At 60.4% G+C, this 18,956-nt stretch carries 18 protein-coding genes; 12 read left to right on the plus strand and 6 right to left on the minus strand.

Translation table 11 applies throughout. From position 1 onward, the window contains the following. Positions 1 to 11: 11 nt before the first annotated feature. Positions 12 to 542, minus strand: a complete 531-nt coding sequence (locus tag AC0J41_RS24175) for a DUF5943 domain-containing protein (RefSeq protein ID WP_473013788.1) — start codon at positions 540 to 542, stop codon at positions 12 to 14. A 106-nt stretch (positions 543 to 648) separates the two neighbouring features. Next, entirely contained in the window at positions 649 to 1,626 is a 978-nt protein-coding gene (locus tag AC0J41_RS24180) for a dipeptidase (RefSeq protein ID WP_034153590.1), read from the minus strand. Between the two features lie 234 nt (positions 1,627 to 1,860). On the opposite strand from AC0J41_RS24180, the gene AC0J41_RS24185 reads away from it, so the two are divergent. The 3 genes from AC0J41_RS24185 (at position 1,861) to AC0J41_RS24195 (ending at position 3,134) form a co-directional block, all read left to right on the plus strand. Next, positions 1,861 to 2,262, plus strand: a complete 402-nt coding sequence (locus AC0J41_RS24185) for a lysozyme inhibitor LprI family protein (RefSeq protein WP_473013789.1) — start codon at positions 1,861 to 1,863, stop codon at positions 2,260 to 2,262. A 103-nt stretch (positions 2,263 to 2,365) separates the two neighbouring features. Continuing rightward, positions 2,366 to 2,689 (plus strand): helix-turn-helix domain-containing protein, encoded by a 324-nt coding sequence (locus tag AC0J41_RS24190; protein WP_473013790.1) that lies wholly within the window; start codon positions 2,366 to 2,368, stop codon positions 2,687 to 2,689. Between the two features lie 28 nt (positions 2,690 to 2,717). Beyond that, on the plus strand, positions 2,718 to 3,134 hold the full coding sequence (locus AC0J41_RS24195; RefSeq protein ID WP_473013791.1) for a DUF3010 family protein: 417 nt from the start codon (positions 2,718 to 2,720) through the stop codon (positions 3,132 to 3,134). 139 nt (positions 3,135 to 3,273) lie between these two features. Here the strand turns inward: AC0J41_RS24195 and AC0J41_RS24200 are convergent, their stop codons facing one another. After that, on the minus strand, positions 3,274 to 4,218 hold the full coding sequence (locus AC0J41_RS24200) for a GlxA family transcriptional regulator (protein WP_025108540.1): 945 nt from the start codon (positions 4,216 to 4,218) through the stop codon (positions 3,274 to 3,276). A 207-nt stretch (positions 4,219 to 4,425) separates the two neighbouring features. On the opposite strand from AC0J41_RS24200, the gene AC0J41_RS24205 reads away from it, so the two are divergent. The 6 genes from AC0J41_RS24205 to AC0J41_RS24230 all read left to right on the plus strand — a co-directional run bounded on the left by AC0J41_RS24205 (position 4,426) and on the right by AC0J41_RS24230 (position 9,865). Continuing rightward, positions 4,426 to 5,370 (plus strand): choline ABC transporter substrate-binding protein, encoded by a 945-nt coding sequence (locus tag AC0J41_RS24205; protein WP_473013792.1) that lies wholly within the window; start codon positions 4,426 to 4,428, stop codon positions 5,368 to 5,370. Positions 5,371 to 5,445: 75 nt separating this feature from the next. Further along, positions 5,446 to 6,333, plus strand: coding sequence for a 3-dehydrocarnitine:acetyl-CoA trimethylamine transferase CdhC (gene cdhC, locus AC0J41_RS24210; protein ID WP_473013793.1), 888 nt, complete (start codon positions 5,446 to 5,448; stop codon positions 6,331 to 6,333). 139 nt (positions 6,334 to 6,472) lie between these two features. Further along, the gene (locus AC0J41_RS24215) at positions 6,473 to 7,438 is read left to right on the plus strand and encodes an L-carnitine dehydrogenase (RefSeq protein WP_473013794.1); all 966 of its coding nucleotides are present in this window, start codon (positions 6,473 to 6,475) and stop codon (positions 7,436 to 7,438) included. 128 nt (positions 7,439 to 7,566) lie between these two features. Next, entirely contained in the window at positions 7,567 to 8,043 is a 477-nt protein-coding gene (locus AC0J41_RS24220; protein ID WP_473013795.1) for a thioesterase family protein, read from the plus strand. A 23-nt stretch (positions 8,044 to 8,066) separates the two neighbouring features. Then, positions 8,067 to 9,230, plus strand: coding sequence for a gamma-butyrobetaine dioxygenase (locus AC0J41_RS24225; protein ID WP_473013796.1), 1,164 nt, complete (start codon positions 8,067 to 8,069; stop codon positions 9,228 to 9,230). 371 nt (positions 9,231 to 9,601) lie between these two features. After that, positions 9,602 to 9,865 carry a hypothetical protein gene (locus AC0J41_RS24230; RefSeq protein WP_007962640.1) on the plus strand — a complete coding sequence of 88 codons (264 nt, stop codon included), beginning with the start codon at positions 9,602 to 9,604 and terminating at the stop codon, positions 9,863 to 9,865. 86 nt (positions 9,866 to 9,951) lie between these two features. Here AC0J41_RS24230 and gbdR read toward each other — a convergent pair whose 3' ends face one another. Continuing rightward, positions 9,952 to 11,055: a choline metabolism transcriptional regulator GbdR gene (gbdR, locus tag AC0J41_RS24235; RefSeq protein WP_007949927.1), complete on the minus strand. Its 1,104-nt coding sequence runs from the start codon at positions 11,053 to 11,055 to the stop codon at positions 9,952 to 9,954. Between the two features lie 522 nt (positions 11,056 to 11,577). Then, on the minus strand, positions 11,578 to 12,954 hold the full coding sequence (locus AC0J41_RS24240; RefSeq protein ID WP_473013797.1) for an L-serine ammonia-lyase: 1,377 nt from the start codon (positions 12,952 to 12,954) through the stop codon (positions 11,578 to 11,580). Between the two features lie 434 nt (positions 12,955 to 13,388). On the opposite strand from AC0J41_RS24240, the gene AC0J41_RS24245 reads away from it, so the two are divergent. From AC0J41_RS24245 to choV, 3 genes are all read left to right on the plus strand, one after another. Continuing rightward, positions 13,389 to 14,336, plus strand: a complete 948-nt coding sequence (locus tag AC0J41_RS24245) for a choline ABC transporter substrate-binding protein (protein WP_025108533.1) — start codon at positions 13,389 to 13,391, stop codon at positions 14,334 to 14,336. A 66-nt stretch (positions 14,337 to 14,402) separates the two neighbouring features. Beyond that, a complete protein-coding gene (choW, locus tag AC0J41_RS24250) occupies positions 14,403 to 15,248 on the plus strand; it encodes a choline ABC transporter permease subunit (protein ID WP_007962645.1) in 846 nt (281 codons plus the stop codon). Beyond that, positions 15,245 to 16,423 carry a choline ABC transporter ATP-binding protein gene (gene choV / locus AC0J41_RS24255; protein WP_025108532.1) on the plus strand — a complete coding sequence of 393 codons (1,179 nt, stop codon included), beginning with the start codon at positions 15,245 to 15,247 and terminating at the stop codon, positions 16,421 to 16,423. The genes choW and choV overlap by 4 nt, the downstream gene beginning before the upstream one ends. A gap of 200 nt (positions 16,424 to 16,623) precedes the next feature. Here the strand turns inward: choV and betT are convergent, their stop codons facing one another. After that, positions 16,624 to 18,621, minus strand: a complete 1,998-nt coding sequence (gene betT / locus AC0J41_RS24260; RefSeq protein WP_025108531.1) for a choline BCCT transporter BetT — start codon at positions 18,619 to 18,621, stop codon at positions 16,624 to 16,626. Between the last annotated feature and the right edge of the window lie 335 nt (positions 18,622 to 18,956).

Raw genomic sequence — 18,956 nt, forward strand, 5'->3', positions numbered from 1 at the left:
GGTTCCTCGACTTACAACGGCTTGACGGTGAACAAGCCGTCTTCGTGACCCTCTTCGGAGCCACCGTAGACTTGCTCGGCCACGGTGCGAATCTGACTGCCGCGAGCGGCAAGAATCTGATCCATCGCACCGGCAAACCAGCCGGTGAACATGTAGTCGACCTTGCGCCCGACCTTGCCGTAGACGTAGACGAACGCCGAGTGTTCGAGCTTGACGCTGGCGGTGCCTTTGTCGAGGTCGATGTCCTGGATCTTGAACAGGCCCCAACCGCGTTGCGACAGGCGCTTCATGTAGTGCTCGAATACCGCGACGCCTTCCAGGCCGTGGCATTCAGCTTCTTTTTCGCACCAGTGCCAGGCGGATTTGTAGCCGGCCTTGTAGAGGATCTCGGCGTAGGCGTCTGCGCCCAGCATTTCCTCGATGCCCATGTGGTTGTTGACGAAAAAGTGACGTGGCACGTACAGCATTGGCAGGGCGTCGGAGGTCCAGACACCGGTCTCGCTGTCGACTTCGATTGGCAATTGCGGGGCGATCTTGGCCATGGAAACTTAACTCCAGAAAAATTTGAATTCAGTGGTGGCCGCAACCCTCACCCCAGCCCTCTCCCAGAGGGAGAGGGGGCAGATCGGCGGCGGTCTCGAGAAAGCGTTATTCGCCCCAGACGTCTTTAAGGACGTTGACCCAGTTTTCGCCCATGATCTTGCGCACCACGCGCTCGGGGTGGCCGCGCTTGAGCAGGGTTTCGGTCAGGTTCGGGAACTCGCCGACGGTGCGGATGCCCAGCGGGTTGATGATCTTGCCGAAGCTGGTCAGACGGCGGGCGTAGCCCTTGTCGTGGGTCAGGTATTCGAAGAAGTCCTGACCGTGACCCTGGGTGAAGTCGGTGCCGATACCGATGGCGTCTTCGCCGACGATGTTCATCACGTATTCGATGGCTTCGGCGTAGTCGTCGATGGTCGAATCGATGCCCTTGGCGAGGAACGGCGCGAACATGGTCACGCCGACAAAACCACCGTGGTCGGCGATGAACTTCAGCTCTTCATCAGACTTGTTGCGCGGGTGCTCTTTGAGACCCGACGGCAGGCAGTGGGAGTAGCAGACCGGTTTTTTCGATTCGAGGATGACTTCCTCGGAAGTCTTGGAGCCGACGTGGGACAGGTCGCACATGACGCCGACGCGGTTCATCTCGGCAACGATTTCGCGACCGAAGCCCGACAGCCCGCCGTCTCGCTCGTAGCAACCGGTGCCGACGAGGTTCTGGGTGTTGTAGCACATCTGCACGATGCCGACGCCGAGCTGTTTGAACACCTCGACATAGCCGATCTGGTCTTCAAACGCGTGGGCGTTCTGGAAGCCGAAGAGGATGCCGGTCTTGCCCTGCTCCTTGGCGCGACGGATGTCGGCGGTGGTGCGTACGGGCATCACCAGGTCGCTGTTTTCGCGGATCAGCTTCTGGCTGGCGGCAATATTGTTCACGGTCGCCTGAAAGCCTTCCCACACCGAGACAGTGCAGTTGGCTGCCGTCAGACCGCCCTTGCGCATGTCTTCGAACAGCTCGCGGTTCCATTTGGCAATGATCAGACCGTCGATAACGATGCTGTCGGCGTGTAATTCGGCTGGGCTCATCAGGCGTCCCCTTATTGGCGATTCATGCGCCGAATCGTCTGCCGGCGCTTTGGGGCCAGCATATGCCTCGGTGCCGGGGCGACCGGGTGCAAAAACGACAGGGGAATTGCCGAAAGCGTCAATCCGCGACAAAGGGTCGCCAAGCGACCCGACCGGCCACCTGTTCAAGCCTGCAAGCTTGAGCCAGAATCTCCCGCATCTTGGAAACACCACTGGATTAGAGCGGCGACATCAATGAAATCGATCTTCCTGGCTTTGGCACTGCTTGCGACCGGCGTACACGCCGCCGAAGAGTCCGACAACAACCCGTGCGACGCAGTCGAAAACGACGTCCAGACCCTGGAATGCTCGACCTACAGCCGCACCACCGCCGAAGACCTGCTCAAGGACAACTACGCCAGCCTCAACGAGCGCATGCAGGCCACCTACGGCAAGAACGCGACGCAACTGGCCGACATCACCGCCAAACTCAAAACCGCCCAGCAACAATGGCTGAAAACCCGCGACGCCGATTGCGCGGTGGAAGCGTTCCCCGCCACCGAAGGCAGCAAGGCGTTCAAGATCGCGCAGAATGACTGTGTTGCCCGGATGAGTGACGAACGGTCGGAGTTTTTGGAGTCAATTGGGCAGGAGTGATTTTGGAAGTTCGGCAACATGCCGACAAACGTTGTTGATTGGCCGACTGGAAAATATAAATAAAAATTGGAAAATCTTATAAAAGACTTATATTTCCAACGCCATGAATCAATCTGCCGACATCCAAATCATCAACGATGCCGAGGGCAACCCCGCCTTCGTAGTCATTCCCTACGCTCAATACCTCGCACAGAAAATGCAGCCCGATCTGATCCCGCATGAGGTGGTCAGTCGAATGGTCAACGGGGCGACACCGATCCGTGCCTGGCGCGAGCACTTGAACCTGACTCAGGAAGAAGTGGCGAAGCGCATGGGCATATCACAACCTGCGTTTGCTCAACAGGAATCGGTTGCCAAGCCACGCAAGGCAACCCGCGAGAAAATTGCAGCAGCGTTCGGCATCACGGCCAATCAGCTTGAGTTGTAGGCTGCCCTCTTCATTCAAAGGAATTCCCATGAACATCTGCGGCATCGAAATCAAAGGCAGCGAAGCGATCATCGCCGTGGCCGCTCTCGACGGTTCGGCCCTGAGCCATGTGGCGCTCAGTACAAAGAAAATCGCCCTCGACGATGACGATGAGGCGGCCAACGTCAAACGCTTTGCGGCGCAGATCGCTTCGTTTGTGCGCGAGCATTCGATTGACCGGATTGCGATCAAGAAGCGCAGCAAGAAGGGTGAGTTTGCCGGTGGGCCGACGACGTTCAAGATCGAAGGTGTGTTTCAGTTGCTGGACGGGTGTGAGGTGACGCTGTTGTCGCCGCAGACGATCAATGCGCAAGCCAAGAAGCACAATTTCGAGCTGCCGGGGACGCTGAACAAATATCAGCATGAGGCGTACAAGGCGGCGTGTTCGGCGCTGGTGAAGAAGTAAGCCGATCGTCCAGACACAGAAGATCAAAATGTGGGAGCGGGCTTGCTCGCGAATGCGGTGGATCAGTCAACTCATGTTTCGACTGACACCCCGCATTCGCGAGCAAGCCCGCTCCCACATTTGGTTTTGCGTACCCCCATCAGGCTTGGGCGGTACGCCGGTCTTCGCGGGGGCAGCGTGCGAACTTCGCCCGGTAGCTGCGGGTGAAGTACGACGGCGATTCAAACCCACAGGCGATGCTGACTTCGAGCACGCTCATGTCGGTCTGGCGCAAGAGTTGCCGCGCCTTTTCCAACCTTAACCGCAGATAAAAATTGCTCGGTGTATCGTTCAGGTGCAACCGAAACAGGCGCTCCAGCTGTCGCCGCGTCACCTTGATCGACTCCGCCAGTTGCAACGTGGTCAGCGGTGGCTCGCTGTGTTGTTCCATCTCGCCAATCACCTGCACCAGCTTCTTGTTGCTGATGCCGTAGCGCGTGGCGACCTCCATGCGCTGGTGGTCCTTGCGCGGGCGGATCCGTCCCAATACAAACTGCTCGCTGACCTGAATCGCCAGTTGCGGGCCGTGGGCCTGGGCGATCAGATCGAGCATCAAATCGATGGACGCTGTGCCGCCCGCCGAGGTGATGCGCCGGCGGTCGATCTCGAACAGTTCCTGGGTCACGCTGAGCTGTGGATAAGACTCCTTGAACGCATCGATGGCTTCCCAGTGCAGGGTCAGGCGATGGCCGTCGAGCAGGCCCGCTTCAGCGAGCACGAAGCTGCCGGTATCGATGGCGCCGAGGGTCACGCCTTCGTTGTCCAGCCGCCGCAGCCAGTGCTCCAGGGTTGGCGTGGCGAATTTCAGCGGCTCGAACCCCGCCACCACCAGCAGCGTCGCGCCTTTCTTCAGCGGCTCAAGCGCCGCGTCGGCGTTGACTGACATGCCATTGCTCGCCAGCACCGCCCCGCCATCGGCGCTAAGCACGTGCCAGCGATACAGTTCGCCACGAAAGCGGTTGGCCACCCGCAGCGGTTCGATCGCTGAGATAAAGCCGATGGCGGAGAACCCCGGCATCAGCAGAAAGTAGAAATCCTGGGACATGTGCGCACTCGATTCGCGGGTAACGAGAGGGAGGGGAGCGTGGATCGTTGATACGCCGATTGTCGTCAGCGTTCAAGCGCACAGGTCGCTACAGTGCAAGAGCCGGTCGCCGCAGTGCGCTTTCAAGGGCCTGCAGCTGCGTAACTTGGCATCACCGGCGCGTCAGACGCCGGGAACCACAATAAACGACCTGCCGAGGAACCCGACATGAAACGACTGATCAGCAGCTGTGTTCTTGCACTCAGCGGTACCGCTTTCTTGAGCGCCAGCGTCATGGCAGCCGAACCCGCGTCGTGCCAGAACGTACGCATGGGCGTGGTCAACTGGACCGACGTGATCGCCACCAGTGCCATGACCCAGGTCCTGCTCGACGGCCTCGGCTACAACACCAAACAAACCAGCGCGTCCCAGCAAATCATCTTCGCCGGGATCCGCGATCAGCGTCTGGACCTGTTCCTCGGCTACTGGAACCCGCTGATGACCCAGACCATCACCCCATTCGTCGACGCCAATCAGGTCAAGGTCCTGCCGGCGCCGAGCCTGAAGGACGCCCGCGCGACCCTCGCCGTGCCGACCTATCTGGCGGACAAGGGTTTGAAGACCTTCGCCGACATCGCCAAATTCGACAAGGAACTGGGCGGCAAGATCTACGGTATCGAGCCAGGCTCGGGCGCCAACACGCAGATCAAGGCGATGATCGCCAAGAACCAGTTTGGCCTCGGCAAGTTCCAACTGGTCGAGTCCAGCGAAGCCGGGATGCTCGCCGCCGTCGACCGTGCCGTGCGTCGCAAGGAGGCTGTGGTGTTCTTCGGCTGGGCGCCGCACCCGATGAACGTCAACGTGAAAATGACCTACCTCACCGGCAGCGACGACGCCCTCGGCCCGAACGAAGGCATGGCCACCGTATGGACCGTCACCGCGCCGAAATATGCCGAGCAGTGCCCGAACGTTGGGCGCCTGCTGAGCAACCTGACGTTCACCGCCGAAGACGAGAGCCGCATGATGCAACCGCTGCTCGATCACAAGGACGCCTTCGAATCGGCCAGGCAATGGCTCAAGGATCATCCCGAAGACAAGCAGCGCTGGCTCGACGGTGTGACCACCTTCGACGGCAAACCGGCCGCTGAAAACCTGCAACTGACCAGTAAATAACCCACCCCGATTCAACCCTTCGCAGCCCGCAACAGGGCTGCGAACAGACCCCTCACGCCTGAAGGAAACCGCACCATGAACCACGACGTCATCATCACCTGCGCACTCACCGGTGCTGGCGACACGACCGCCAAGAGCCCTCACGTGCCGGTCACCCCGAAACAGATCGCCGCAGCCGCGGTGGAAGCGGCCAAGGCCGGCGCCACCGTCGTGCACTGCCATGTACGCGACCCGCAGACCGGCAAGTTCAGCCGTGACGTGGCGCTGTACCGCGAAGTGATGGAGCGCATCCGCGAGGCCGACGTCGACATCATCGTCAACCTCACCGCCGGCATGGGCGGCGACCTGGAAATCGGTGCTGGCGAGAACCCGATGGAATTCGGCCCGAACACCGACCTGGTCGGCCCGCTGACCCGTTTGGCCCACGTTGAACAACTGCTGCCGGAAATCTGCACCCTCGATTGCGGCACCCTGAACTTCGGCGACGGCGACACGATTTACGTCTCCACTCCGGCGCAGCTGCGCGCCGGCGCCAAGCGCATCACCGAGCTGGGCGTGAAGGCCGAGCTGGAAATTTTCGACACCGGTCATCTGTGGTTCGCCAAGCAGATGATCAAGGAAGGCTTGCTCGACAACCCGCTGTTCCAGCTGTGCCTGGGCATCCCGTGGGGCGCGCCGGCCGACACGACCACCATGAAAGCCATGGTCGACAACCTGCCCGAAGACGCGGTGTGGGCCGGATTCGGCATCGGCCGCATGCAGATGCCGATGGCCGCGCAAGCGGTGCTGCTCGGCGGCAACGTGCGGGTCGGGCTGGAAGACAACCTGTGGCTGGACAAGGGCGTGCTGGCAACCAACGGCCAGTTGGTCGAGCGCGCTACCGAGATCCTCAGCCGCCTCGGCGCCCGGGTGCTGACCCCGGCCGAGGGCCGCAAGAAGATGGGCCTGACCCAGCGCGGCTGAACAATCACTCATTTGCCCCTGTGGGAGCGGGCTTGCTCGCGAAGGCGCTGGCTCTGCTCATAAAGATGCGTCGGATGTTCCGGCCTCTTCGCGAGCAAGCCCGCCCCACAGGGTTCTGCGAACTTTTCAGGACATGACCATGAGCTTTATCACCGACATCAAAACTTTCGCCGCCCTCGGCAGCGGTGTCATCGGCAGCGGCTGGGTCGCGCGTGCCCTCGCCCATGGCCTCGACGTGGTGGCCTGGGACCCGGCGCCTGGCGCTGAAGCCGCGCTGCGCAAACGCGTGGCGAATGCCTGGGGCGCGCTGGAGAAAAACGGTCTGGCGCCCGGCGCCTCGCAGGATCGTCTGCGCTTTGTCGCGACCATCGAGGAATGCGTGCGCGATGCCGACTTCATCCAGGAAAGCGCCCCGGAACGCCTTGAGCTGAAACTCGATCTGCACAGCAAGATCAGCGCGGCGGCCAAACCCGATGCGCTGATCGGCTCGAGTACTTCCGGCCTGTTGCCGAGCGAGTTCTACGAGAGTTCGACGCATCCCGAGCGGTGCGTGGTCGGCCACCCGTTCAATCCGGTTTACCTGTTGCCGCTGGTGGAAGTGGTGGGCGGCAAGAACACCGCACCCGAAGCTGTGCAAGCGGCGATGAAAGTCTACGAGTCCCTTGGCATGCGCCCGCTGCACGTGCGCAAGGAAGTGCCGGGGTTCATCGCTGACCGCTTGCTCGAAGCGTTGTGGCGTGAGGCGCTGCACCTGGTCAACGACGGCGTGGCGACTACTGGCGAGATTGATGATGCGATCCGTTTTGGCGCCGGTCTGCGCTGGTCGTTCATGGGCACTTTCCTGACGTATACGCTGGCCGGTGGCGATGCCGGGATGCGTCACTTCATGTCGCAGTTCGGCCCGGCATTGCAGTTGCCATGGACGTATCTGCCGGCGCCGGAACTGACCGAGAAGCTGATTGACGATGTGGTCGATGGCACCAGCGACCAGCTCGGCCGCCACAGCATTTCGGCGCTGGAGCGCTATCGTGATGATTGCCTGCTGGCGGTGCTGGAGGCGGTGAAAACCACCAAGGAAAAGCACGGGATGAGTTTCAGCGAGTAATCCTTGCTCAGCAGCTCCGGTCCCTTCGCGAGCAGGCTCGCTCCCACAGTTGAAATGCATTCCAATGTGGGAGCGAGCCTGCTCGCGAAGACGGCAGCCCAGCCACCATCAATGTTGGATCTGAAACCATGCCCAGCCTCACCACCTACCAGACCCGCATCATCCCCGACTGGGTCGACTACAACGGCCATCTGCGCGACGCCTTCTACCTGCTGATTTTCAGCTACGCCACCGACGCCCTGATGGATCGCCTCGGCATGGACAGCAACAACCGCGAAGCCAGCGGCCATTCGCTGTTCACCCTTGAACTGCACCTCAACTACCTGCACGAAGTGAAGCTCGACGCCGAGGTCGAAGTGCGCACGCAGATCATCGGCCACGACAGTAAACGCCTGCACCTCTATCACAGCCTGCACTTGCTCGATGACGACAAGGAACTGGCCGGCAACGAACAGATGTTGCTGCACGTCGACCTCGCCGGCCCACGTTCGGCGCCATTCACTCCGGACACCCTGAGCCGTCTGCAAGCCACCGTCGCCGAACAAGTCGACTTGCCCGCCCCGGTTCACATCGGCCGCGTCATTGCCCTGCCACCCGCCCGGTAATCCCTCCAACGCAAGGAACCGCCATGAACACCGCTGCCGCTGTTGCCGATTTCCGTACTTATCCGTTGATCAGCGCGCTGAGCGGCGTGCAGAGTCTGGCGGATCGCGTTTCGATTGCCTGGGCCGATGGCCGCACCAGCCCGTTCCACCACGTCTGGCTGCGGGATAACTGCCCGTGCCACCAGTGCGTCTACAGCGTCACTCGCGAGCAGGTGTTCGAGATCGTCGATGCCGTACCGGATCTCGCCCCCGCCAGTGCCCAGATCGACAGCGACGGCTGCCTGCGCGTCGACTGGCAGGACGGCCACCGCAGCCGCTTCGACCCCGGCTGGTTACGTGCCCACGCCTATGACGACGCCTCCCGGGCCGAGCGCCTGAGCGCCAAGCCCAAGGCGTATTTGTGGCGCAGCGATTTGCAGTTGCCAGTGTTCGACTACGCCGCGCTGATGGATGACAACGGCGCCCTGTTGCAATGGCTGATCGCGGTGCGCGACATCGGCCTGACCCTGGTGCGCGGCGTACCTGCCGAACCGGGTTCGCTGAAGCTGATCGCCCAGCGCATTTCGTTCATCCGCGAGAGCAACTTCGGCGTGCTGTTCAACGTGCAGTCCAAGGCCGATGCCGACAGCAACGCCTACACCGCTTTCAACCTGCCGCTGCACACGGATCTGCCGACCCGCGAGTTGCAACCGGGGCTGCAATTTCTGCATTGCCTGGTGAATGACGCCAAAGGTGGCGATAGTATTTTTGTCGATGGCTTCGCGATTGCCGACGCGTTGCGTCAGGAAGACCCGGAGCTGTTTCAGGCGCTGTGCGAAATCACCGTGGAATTCCGCAACAAGGATCGCCACAGCGACTATCGCTGCCTGGCGCCGATCATTGCGCTGGATGCGTCAGGGCGAGTGGCAGAGATTCGCATGGCGAACTTTCTGCGCGGGGCGTTCGATACCTCCGTGGAGCAGATGCCGCTGCTGTATCGCGCCTATCGACGCTTGATCGCGATGACCCGCGAACCACGCTTTCGCCTGATGCAGCGGCTCAATCCGGGCGAGCTGTGGTGCTTCGATAATCGCCGCACATTGCATGCGCGCAATGCGTTTGACCCGGCCACCGGGGCGCGGCATTTCCAGGGCTGCTACATCGACCGGGATGAGTTGTTGTCGCGGATTCTGGTGTTGCAACGCTAGAGCGCGTCATCGTTCTTCGCGATCAGGCTCGCTCCCACATGAATGAACGCGGTCACCTGTGGGAGCGGGCTTGCTCGCGAAAGCGCCAGATCCAACAACCCGCCTCTTTCGGATTCACAAGCAAAAAAAGCCCCGATACAAGCCGTGACAGGATCGGGGCAGAGGGTACTGTTGAGGAGCTGCCAGTCGAGGGTGACCAAACCGTCGTGTAGCGAGCTGAGCCCAGTGTGCCCACTCCCCTTTGCACCGAGTTAGCCGAAAACGACCTGTTCATAGCCGTCGCGGCCACTGCGACAAATCGCCCTTGCCGTCACTGCGCATGCCTACCAGAATCGAGCCACGACCTCCGTTACCGAAGAAGGATTCGCGCCATGATGTACGCCGATTTGATAGATCAGGAAGACCTGTTGGGCCAGCTCAAGGCATTGGGTTTTCAAGTGCCGAGCGGTTCAACCGCCGAGCAGGCCTGTGAGTGTGCGGTGCGCGGTCTGGATAATGTTCGTGCGTTTGAACTGCGCAAAATGGTCAAGGACATGTACACCAGCGGAGCCAGTATTCAGCCTGCGGTTCGTCAGGCGATCGACAAGCAGTTGCTGCCAGCATTGGCGGATTACCAGCAAAGCCACAGCGCCTGAAAATCCATTCGCGAGCAGGCTCGCTCCCACATTGGAATGCATTCGTATGTGGGAGCGAGCCTGCTCGCGAAGAACGATGACGCGATCTACAGCCTTACGCTGGCAAACGTCGACTCATTACGCGCCTGACTCAACGCCGACATCGGCCCCGACAGCGGCGACATCACGATCGCCTGCGGCAGCGGCAGCATCGCCACTTGCTGCGTGGTGTTGGAGCCTACGCGCTCGTCACGCGGCGGAATGCCGAAGTATTCGCGGTAGCACTTGGAGAAGTGCGGCGTCGACACGAAACCACACACCGAGGCGACTTCGATGATCGACATCGGCGTCTGCTTGAGCAGTTGCCGCGCACGAATCAAGCGCAGCTTCAGGTAGTAGCGCGACGGCGAGCAGTGCAGGTACTTCTGGAACAGCCGCTCCAGCTGTCGACGCGACACGGCGACGTACACCGCCAGCTCGTCGAGGTCGATCGGCTCTTCGAGGTTGGCTTCCATCAGCGCAACGATTTCCTGCAGCTTCGGCTGATTGGTGCCGAGCATGTGCTTGAGCGGCACGCGCTGGTGATCCTGCTCGTTGCGGATGCGTTCGTAGACAAACATTTCCGAGATCGCGGCGGACAGTTCGCGGCCATGATCGCGGCTGATCAGGTGCAGCATCATGTCCAGTGGCGCGGTGCCGCCGGAGCTGGTGAAACGGTTACGGTCGAGGGTGAACAGACGCGTACTCATCGCCACACGCGGGAAAGCTTCCTGCATCGCCGCCAGACATTCCCAGTGCACGCTGCAATCAAAACCGTCGAGCAGGCCGGCGCAGGCCAGTGCCCAACTGCCGGTGCACACGGCGCCGAGACGCTTGGACTGACGCGCCTGGCTTTGCAGCCATGAAACGTGCTCACGGGTCACGGTGCGTTGAATACCAATGCCGCCGCAGACGATCACGGTGTCCAGGGGCGGGGCTTTGTGCATGGAGGCATCGGGAGTGATTTGCAGACCGTCACTGGCCCACACCTGGCCGCCATCGACGGTGAGGGTGCTCCAGCGATACAGCTCACGACCGGACAATTGGTTGGCCATGCGTAGAGGTTCTACTGCGGAGGCCAGAGAAATAAGCGTGAAATTGTCCAGCAGCAGAAAGCCGATGGATTGAGGCGCACGGTTCTGGGGTTGGGCCCCGGAGTTGAACGACGTCATCGCGGTATCTCCTCACACAAAGCGGGTGATGGCCTCAGGCGGAGGCTCTTGTTATTGCCGCGTTCTCGCGTGGGAGACGGGCTTTGTTATGACAGAGCAATTGCCATGCCTAAAATTGAATGGCTGTTCAATAACTCCTGAAAACGACGTCGCGACGCGTCTATACGAGCCGTCCGACGAAAGGTAGTCAGAAGTGCCATCAGCGGCGCTGAAAGCCCTGCCCCGTTGCCTGTGAGCAGATCGGTAGCACTTGTGGGAACGGGCTTGCGCACGGTTGTTTCAGAGTGTCACCGCAGGCACGGGTGACGGACGGTAGGTGGTGCAAATGGCGCACTGCGGGTGGGAAACACTCTTATCTGATTACGACGCGCTAAAAGGTGGCGTGTGGAATTATGCGTGTTCACTTAGCGAGCAGTTTTGACTGGTCTGGCCCCTTCGCGAGCAGGCTCGCTCCCACATTTGAAATACACGCTCCTGTGGGAGCGAGCCTGCTCGCGAAAAACTCAACTCGGTATTGCTGACTCAACACTCAACCGCACTGACCGCCAAGCCACCGCGCGAAGTCTCTTTATATTTGTCGTGCATATCGGCACCGGTATCGCGCATGGTGCGGATCACCCGGTCCAGCGAAATGAAGTGCTGACCGTCGCCACGCAAAGCCATCTGCGCCGCGTTGATCGCCTTCACCGCGGCAATCGCGTTGCGCTCGATGCACGGCACCTGCACCAGGCCGCCGACCGGATCGCAGGTCAGGCCGAGGTTATGTTCCAGGCCGATTTCCGCCGCGTTGCACAGTTGCTCCGGCGACGCGCCGAGGATTTCCGCCAACCCTGCAGCCGCCATCGCGCAAGCCGAACCGACCTCGCCCTGACAACCGACTTCAGCACCGGAGATCGAGGCGTTCTTCTTGCACAGAATGCCCACCGCCGCTGCCCCCAGGAAATAGTCGACGACGTTGGCGTCGGTGACCGCTTCGCTGAACTTCATGAAGTAGTGCAACACCGCCGGGATGATCCCTGCCGCACCGTTGGTCGGTGCCGTGACCATGCGCCCGCCCGCCGCGTTCTCTTCATTCACCGCGAGGGCAAACAGGTTGACCCACTCCATCGCACTGAGGGTCGAGCCGATCACGTTGGGTTTGTTCAATTCCTGCAGGCTGCGATGCAACTTGGCCGCACGCCGGCGCACGTTCAGGCCGCCAGGGAGGATGCCTTCGTGCTTGAGGCCTTGCTCGACGCAATCCTGCATCGCTCGCCACAGCTTCATCAGCCCGGCGCGGATTTCCTCTTCGCTGCGCCAGACCTTTTCGTTGGCCATCATCAATTCGGCGACACGCAGGTTGTTCCGTTTACACAGCTCCAGCAGCTCCACCGCACTGGAAAAGTCATAAGGCAATTCGGTGCGATCCAGATCGACCACGCCACTGGACGCCTGCGCCTGATCCACCACAAAACCGCCACCGACCGAATAGTAGGTGTCGTGATGAATGTCGCCGTGATCGCCTTCGGCAATCAGGGTCATGGCGTTGGGATGGAACGGCAGGTTTTCGTCGATCAGGCGCATGTCGCGCGCCCAGACAAACGGCACAGACAGGCGGCCGTCCAACAGCAGGGTGTGGGTTTCACGCAAGGCCTGAATCCGCGGGCCGATCTGCGACGGGTCGATTGCGTCCGGCCACTCGCCCATCAGGCCCATGATCACCGCATTGTCGCTGCCGTGACCGATACCGGTAGCCGACAGCGAGCCGAACAATTGCACTTCTATGCGACGCACCTGTTCGAGCAGGTGCCTGTCGCGCAGCGATTCGACAAACAGAGCGGCGGCGCGCATCGGGCCGACGGTGTGGGAACTGGACGGGCCGATGCCGATTTTGAACAGGTCGAAAACGCTGATAGCCATTGCTGCAGAGCTCCTGAGGATGCCGTTCCCGGGCTTTAAGCGCCCGCTGGCGGAGCTGCTACGCTCAAGCTGCGATCCGCCGGAATGCCCGCATCATCAGGCTTTTGTCAGGTCGCCCGGCGTCTGACACCGACGCACTCATGCCCACCAGCGCCGCGCCGTTTTCGCCCCGGTTTTTCGCCGTTTTTATGCAGTCCAGATGGCCGATCGGGGCAGAAAAAAGCTGTAAACGACGTCACTGACACTAGATACGACCATCCCTGTACTGGATACGACGCACCCTGTAGGCGTCAGATTTTCACTGGTACATGATCGTTATGACTCGATTGCAAGGCGCCGTGGTAGAGCTGTCTCCAGAACGCCATCCAACCGCAACCTATAAGTGCGGTGGTCCAGTCGGAACACTGCCAAAAAAAACACCAAGGAGTCCATCCATGAAAGGTTCCCCGTCGTTGTTGTTGGCCGCCATGCTGAGTCTGCCGTTACTGGCTCAAGCTGCAGAACCCGCTCAGTGCAGTACCGTAAACTTCTCCGATGTCGGCTGGACCGACATCACTGCTACCACCGCCACCACCTCGGTGGTACTCGACGCCCTCGGCTACAAGACCAAGACCACCATGATTTCCGTGCCCGTGACCTACAAGTCGCTGGCCGACGGCAAGAACATGGACGTGTTCCTCGGTAACTGGATGCCGACCATGGAAAACGACATCAAGGCTTACCGCGATGCCGGCACCGTCGAAGTGGTGCGCACCAACCTCAAGGGTGCCAAGTACACCCTCGCCGTACCGCAAGCCCTGTACGACAAGGGGCTGCATGACTTCGCCGACATCGCCAAATTCAAGAAAGAGCTCGACGGCAAGATCTACGGCATCGAGCCTGGCAACGACGGCAACCGTCTGATCCAGAGCATGATCGACAAGGACGCCTTCGGTCTGAAAACCGCTGGCTTCAAAGTCGTCGAATCGTCCGAGGCGGGGATGCTCTCGCAGGTCGACCGTGCGCAGAAACGCGACACCGCCGTGGTCTTCCTCGGCTGGGCGCCGCACCCGATGAACAAGCGCTTCAAGATTCAATACCTGACCGGCGGCGATGACTTCTTCGGCCCCGATTTCGGTGCTGCGACCGTGGCGACCAACACTCGCAAGGGTTACGTCGCCGAATGCAGCAACGTCGGTCAGTTGCTGAAGAACCTGGAGTTCACCGTCGACATGGAAAGCACCCTGATGGGCAACATCCTGGACGACAAGATGAAGCCTGAAGCGGCGGCCAAGGCCTGGCTGAAAAAGAATCCACAGGTGCTGGATACCTGGCTCGCTGGCGTGACCACCATTGACGGTAAACCTGGCCTGGAGGCCGTGAAAGCCAAGCTCGCACAGTAATTGCCTTACGCCGGGCGAGTTCGCTCGCCCGGGCTGTTTATTCCTTGCATGCGGACGTTCACTACCATGCTGATTGATCAGAAAATCCCTTTAGGCCAGTACATCGCGGGCTTCGTTGAATGGTTGACGCAACACGGCGCCAGCACCTTCGACGCAATCGCCGTGACACTGGAAACGATGATCCACGGCGTGACGTTTGCGCTCACCTGGTTCAACCCTTTCGTCTTGATCGGCCTCATTGCCCTGCTCGCGCATTTCATCCAGCGCAAATGGGGGCTGACTGTTTTTGTGATTGCCTCGTTTCTGCTGATCCTCAACCTGGGGTACTGGCAGGAAACCATGGAAACCCTCGCCCAGGTCATGTTCGCGACCCTGGTCTGCGTGGTCATCGGCGTGCCGTTGGGCATCGTCGCCGCGCACAAGCCGATGTTCTACACTTTAATGCGTCCGGTACTCGATCTGATGCAGACCGTACCGACCTTCGTTTACCTCATTCCTACCCTGACCCTCTTCGGGCTGGGTGTGGTGCCGGGCCTGATCTCCACGGTGGTGTTCGCCATCGCTGCGCCGATCCGCCTGACCTACCTGGGCATCCGCGATGTCCCGCAAGAACTGATGGACGCCGGCAAGGCCTTCGGCTGCTCGCGTCGCCAATTGCTCTCACGGATCGAACTGCCTCACGCCATGCCGAGCATCGCTGCCGGCATCACCCAGTGCATCATGCTGTCGCTGTCGATGGTGGTGATCGCGGCACTGGTGGGCGCCGACGGACTCGGCAAACCGGTGGTCAACGCACTGAACACTGCTGATATCGCCCTGGGCTTCGAAGCGGGCCTGGCGATCGTACTGCTGGCGATCATGCTCGACCGTATCTGCAAACAACCCGACGCCAAAGTAGGGGGTGACGCATGAGCATAATTCGCTTCGAAGACGTCGACGTAATCTTCTCCAAGGATCCACGCGAGGCACTCAAGCTGCTGGATCAGGGCATGACCCGCAACGAGATCCTGAAAAAGACCGGGCAGATCGTCGGCGTGGAAAAGGCCAGCCTGGATATCAACAAAGGCGAGATCTGCGTGCTGATGGGCCTGTCCGGCTCCGGCAAGTCGAGCCTGCTGCGCTGCATCAACGGCCTCAACACCGTGAGTCGCGGCAAGCTGTTCGTCGAGCATGAAGGCAAGCAGATCGACATCGCCTCCTGCACCCCGGCCGAACTGAAGATGATGCGCACCAAACGCATCGCCATGGTGTTTCAGAAGTTCGCCCTGATGCCGTGGCTGACGGTGCGCGAAAACATCAGTTTCGGTCTGGAAATGCAGGGCCGCCCTGAGAAGGAACGCCGCAAGCTGGTCGACGACAAGCTCGAACTGGTCGGCCTGACCCAATGGCGCAACAAGAAGCCCGATGAACTCTCCGGCGGCATGCAGCAGCGTGTGGGCCTGGCCCGGGCGCTGGCGATGGACGCCGACATTCTGCTGATGGACGAACCGTTCTCGGCCCTCGACCCGCTGATCCGCCAGGGCCTGCAGGACGAACTGCTGGAGCTGCAACGCAAGCTGAGCAAGACCATCGTATTCGTCAGTCACGACCTCGACGAGGCGCTCAAATTGGGTAGCCGCATCGCAATCATGAAGGACGGCCGGATCATCCAGTACAGCGTGCCGGAAGAGATCGTGCTGAACCCGGCGGACGACTATGTGCGCACCTTCGTCGCCCACACCAATCCGCTCAACGTACTTTGCGGCCGCAGCCTGATGCGCACGCTGGACAACTGCAAACGCATCAACGGTTCGGTGTGTCTGGATCCGGGTGGCGACTCGTGGCTGGACCTGGCTGAAGGCAACACCATCAAGGGTGCACGGCAGAACGGTTCGGTGCTGAACCTGCAGAACTGGGCACCGGGGCAAGCGGTGGAAGGGCTGGAGCGTAAACCGACTCTGGTGGACTCGAACATCGGCATGCGTGACGCGTTGCAGATTCGCTACCAGACCGGCAACAAACTGGTGCTGCACGACAACAATCATGTGGTGGGGATCTTGGGCGACAGCGAGCTGTATCACGCGTTGCTGGGCAAGAACCTGGGGTAAGAACCCCAGATGCAAAAACGCCGCGAGAGGATCGCGGCGTTTTTGTTTATCGGGATATCGGGGCCATCAACTTTGTAGCTGATGGCCCCTTCGCGAGCAAGCCCGCTCCCACAGTTGAAATGCATTCCAAGGTGGGAGCGGGCTTGCTCGCGAAGAAGGCGGCGCGGTGCTTCAGACAGAAACACCGCACCACCTACAACTCAGCTGTAAACCCGGCCAAGGAGCTGCCGATGGCTTTCAAACTGATCGAGCACATCGCGAGTGATCTGATCCTGCGTGAAGCCCATCAGGTCGTAATCCTGGCTGCCGTTGTGCAGGTAGACCTCGGCGCGGTAGTAACGCTGACGCGCTTCATCGGACTGGGCCGATTCGGTCGGGGTCGCCAGGTAGCCATCCAGGCTGACTTCGTAGACGAAAGGGTTGCCCTCTTCCATCTCGACGCGCACGCCCATGCAGCGTTTGGATTTACCCAGCAATGTTTGCACTTCCAGACCCTGCGCACGCATCTGCGCCGTCGCATCTTCCAGCGCCGGGCTGACTTGCTTGTCCATGAAACGCTGCACCACCGATTGGCTCGGTTGCAGATCCAGCTGAGTCAGGCGCTCGCTGAAGCCACGACGACCGCGTTCAGCCAGTTGCGCCTGCTCCTGTTCAATCTGCACGTCCTGGCGCATCGCCTTGTGCAGGCCGAACATGAAGAACACCAACACCACCGAGAACGGCAGACCGGCCAGCACCACCATGGTTTGCATGGCTTCGAAGTTACCGGCAAACAGCAGACCGATGGTCACCAGCGTGATCACCACCGACCAGAAGATCCGCAGCCAGTGCGGCGCATCTTCGTCAACGTTGCCGCCCTTGCAGGACAGATTCGCCATCATCACCGCGCCGGAGTCGGCCGGGGTCAGGAACAGCACGAAGCCAACAAAGATCGACACACCGATGACGACTTTCGACGCCGGGTAGTGTTCAAGCAACTGATAGATCGCCATCGACGGCTGTTCCAGCGCCGTCTTGCCAAGCTCCACCGCCCCCTGGTTCATCACCAGATCCAGTGCCGAGTTACCGAAGATCGACAGCCAGGCCAACGTGAAGCCCAGCGGAATCAGCAGCACGCCAGCGACCAGTTCACGCACGGTACGACCACGGGAAATACGCGCGATGAACATGCCTACGAATGGTGCCCAGGAAATCCACCACGCCCAGTAGAACAGAGTCCACAGGCCCAGCCAGCGATCCGACTTGGCGCTGTCGCCTTCATAGACGTACAGATCGAATGTCTTCAGTACCACGCCGTTGAGGTAGTCGCCGATGTTCTGCACGAAGCCGTTGAGCAGGTGCAGGGTCGGACCGAACAGCAGCACGAAAATCAACAGACCGCTGAAGAGCACGATGTTCAGGTTGGACAGACGACGGATGCCGTTTTCCACACCGGACACCGCAGCGATGGTCGCCACGGTGCTCATCACGATGATCACGATCAAAAGGTTGGTGTTGCTGTGTTCCATGCCGAACAGGTTTTCCAGGCCCGAGGACACTTGCAGCGAGCCGATCCCCAGGTTGGTCACCAGACCCAGCAGGGTCACGAACATGCCGAAGCCGTCCACTGCGTGACCGGCAGCGCCTTTGACCCAACGCTCGCCAACCAGCGGATACAGCGCCGAACGCAGTGCCAGCGGTTGGTTGTGACGATAGGCAAAGTACGCAACAGCCAGGCCGACCAGCGCGTAGATCGCCCAGCCGTGCAGGCCCCAGTGCAGGAATGTCAGCTGCACCGCCTGACGCGCGGCCATGTTGGTGGCCGATGCGCCTTCCGGCGGATTGAAGTAGTGGTCCAGCGGCTCGGAAGCACCGAAGTACAGCAGCGAAATACCGATACCCGACGAGAACAGCATCCCCGCCCAGGCACCGTAACTGAAATCCGGGGTGTCATCCTTGCTGCCCAGTTTGAGTTTGCCGTACGAGGAAAACGCCAGGCCGACGACAAATACCAGGTAGGCGGCAATCACCACCATGTAGTACCAGCCGAAGCTGCGCGACAACCAGGCCTGAGCGATACCCAACAGTCTGCCGGCCTCTTGCGGGGCGATAATCAGAATGGCGGTCAACAACAGAATCAGCGCGGTAGAGGTGTAAAACACCCAACCGTTGACCGTCACCTTCTCGGGCGGGGTCTTTATAAGCGAGGCAGAACTCATGGCACAAATGCTCCAGGCAGTGCGAGAGAAGAACACAAGGCAACACGGAACCCGACCAATCGGTTAGTTGGCAGCCGACCGGCGGGTGATATAAAGACACCCCGAAAAAAGCCCGAACCTGCCGAAATGGCGCTACGAATCGCATTCGTGGCCGAGGTCCGGACGTTCATCCGAAACCTGGCCCTGAGCGTCTTGCCCATTCAACACGTCCATCGAACCGCGAACCGCGCCATGCCCCACGCAGGTTTCAAGCATTTTCGGATGTCGGTTTATCGCCATTTACATGTAGGAAAAATCTGTAAGCAGCGACGATTTGTCGCAGATCTTATTCTTTG

This window comes from Pseudomonas sp. Arb-4-2C (assembly GCF_055755015.1).

What these genes read in the sequence shown, in the direction of transcription:
- AC0J41_RS24175 (WP_473013788.1), bottom strand. Translation starts at nt 542, where the DNA reads ATGGCCAAGATCGCCCCGCAATTGCCAATCGAAGTCGACAGCGAGACC.
- AC0J41_RS24180 (WP_034153590.1), bottom strand. Translation starts at nt 1,626, where the DNA reads ATGAGCCCAGCCGAATTACACGCCGACAGCATCGTTATCGACGGTCTG.
- AC0J41_RS24185 (WP_473013789.1), top strand. Translation starts at nt 1,861, where the DNA reads ATGAAATCGATCTTCCTGGCTTTGGCACTGCTTGCGACCGGCGTACAC.
- AC0J41_RS24190 (WP_473013790.1), top strand. Translation starts at nt 2,366, where the DNA reads ATGAATCAATCTGCCGACATCCAAATCATCAACGATGCCGAGGGCAAC.
- AC0J41_RS24195 (WP_473013791.1), top strand. Translation starts at nt 2,718, where the DNA reads ATGAACATCTGCGGCATCGAAATCAAAGGCAGCGAAGCGATCATCGCC.
- AC0J41_RS24200 (WP_025108540.1), bottom strand. Translation starts at nt 4,218, where the DNA reads ATGTCCCAGGATTTCTACTTTCTGCTGATGCCGGGGTTCTCCGCCATC.
- AC0J41_RS24205 (WP_473013792.1), top strand. Translation starts at nt 4,426, where the DNA reads ATGAAACGACTGATCAGCAGCTGTGTTCTTGCACTCAGCGGTACCGCT.
- cdhC (WP_473013793.1), top strand. Translation starts at nt 5,446, where the DNA reads ATGAACCACGACGTCATCATCACCTGCGCACTCACCGGTGCTGGCGAC.
- AC0J41_RS24215 (WP_473013794.1), top strand. Translation starts at nt 6,473, where the DNA reads ATGAGCTTTATCACCGACATCAAAACTTTCGCCGCCCTCGGCAGCGGT.
- AC0J41_RS24220 (WP_473013795.1), top strand. Translation starts at nt 7,567, where the DNA reads ATGCCCAGCCTCACCACCTACCAGACCCGCATCATCCCCGACTGGGTC.
- AC0J41_RS24225 (WP_473013796.1), top strand. Translation starts at nt 8,067, where the DNA reads ATGAACACCGCTGCCGCTGTTGCCGATTTCCGTACTTATCCGTTGATC.
- AC0J41_RS24230 (WP_007962640.1), top strand. Translation starts at nt 9,602, where the DNA reads ATGATGTACGCCGATTTGATAGATCAGGAAGACCTGTTGGGCCAGCTC.
- gbdR (WP_007949927.1), bottom strand. Translation starts at nt 11,055, where the DNA reads ATGACGTCGTTCAACTCCGGGGCCCAACCCCAGAACCGTGCGCCTCAA.
- AC0J41_RS24240 (WP_473013797.1), bottom strand. Translation starts at nt 12,954, where the DNA reads ATGGCTATCAGCGTTTTCGACCTGTTCAAAATCGGCATCGGCCCGTCC.
- AC0J41_RS24245 (WP_025108533.1), top strand. Translation starts at nt 13,389, where the DNA reads ATGAAAGGTTCCCCGTCGTTGTTGTTGGCCGCCATGCTGAGTCTGCCG.
- choW (WP_007962645.1), top strand. Translation starts at nt 14,403, where the DNA reads ATGCTGATTGATCAGAAAATCCCTTTAGGCCAGTACATCGCGGGCTTC.
- choV (WP_025108532.1), top strand. Translation starts at nt 15,245, where the DNA reads ATGAGCATAATTCGCTTCGAAGACGTCGACGTAATCTTCTCCAAGGAT.
- betT (WP_025108531.1), bottom strand. Translation starts at nt 18,621, where the DNA reads ATGAGTTCTGCCTCGCTTATAAAGACCCCGCCCGAGAAGGTGACGGTC.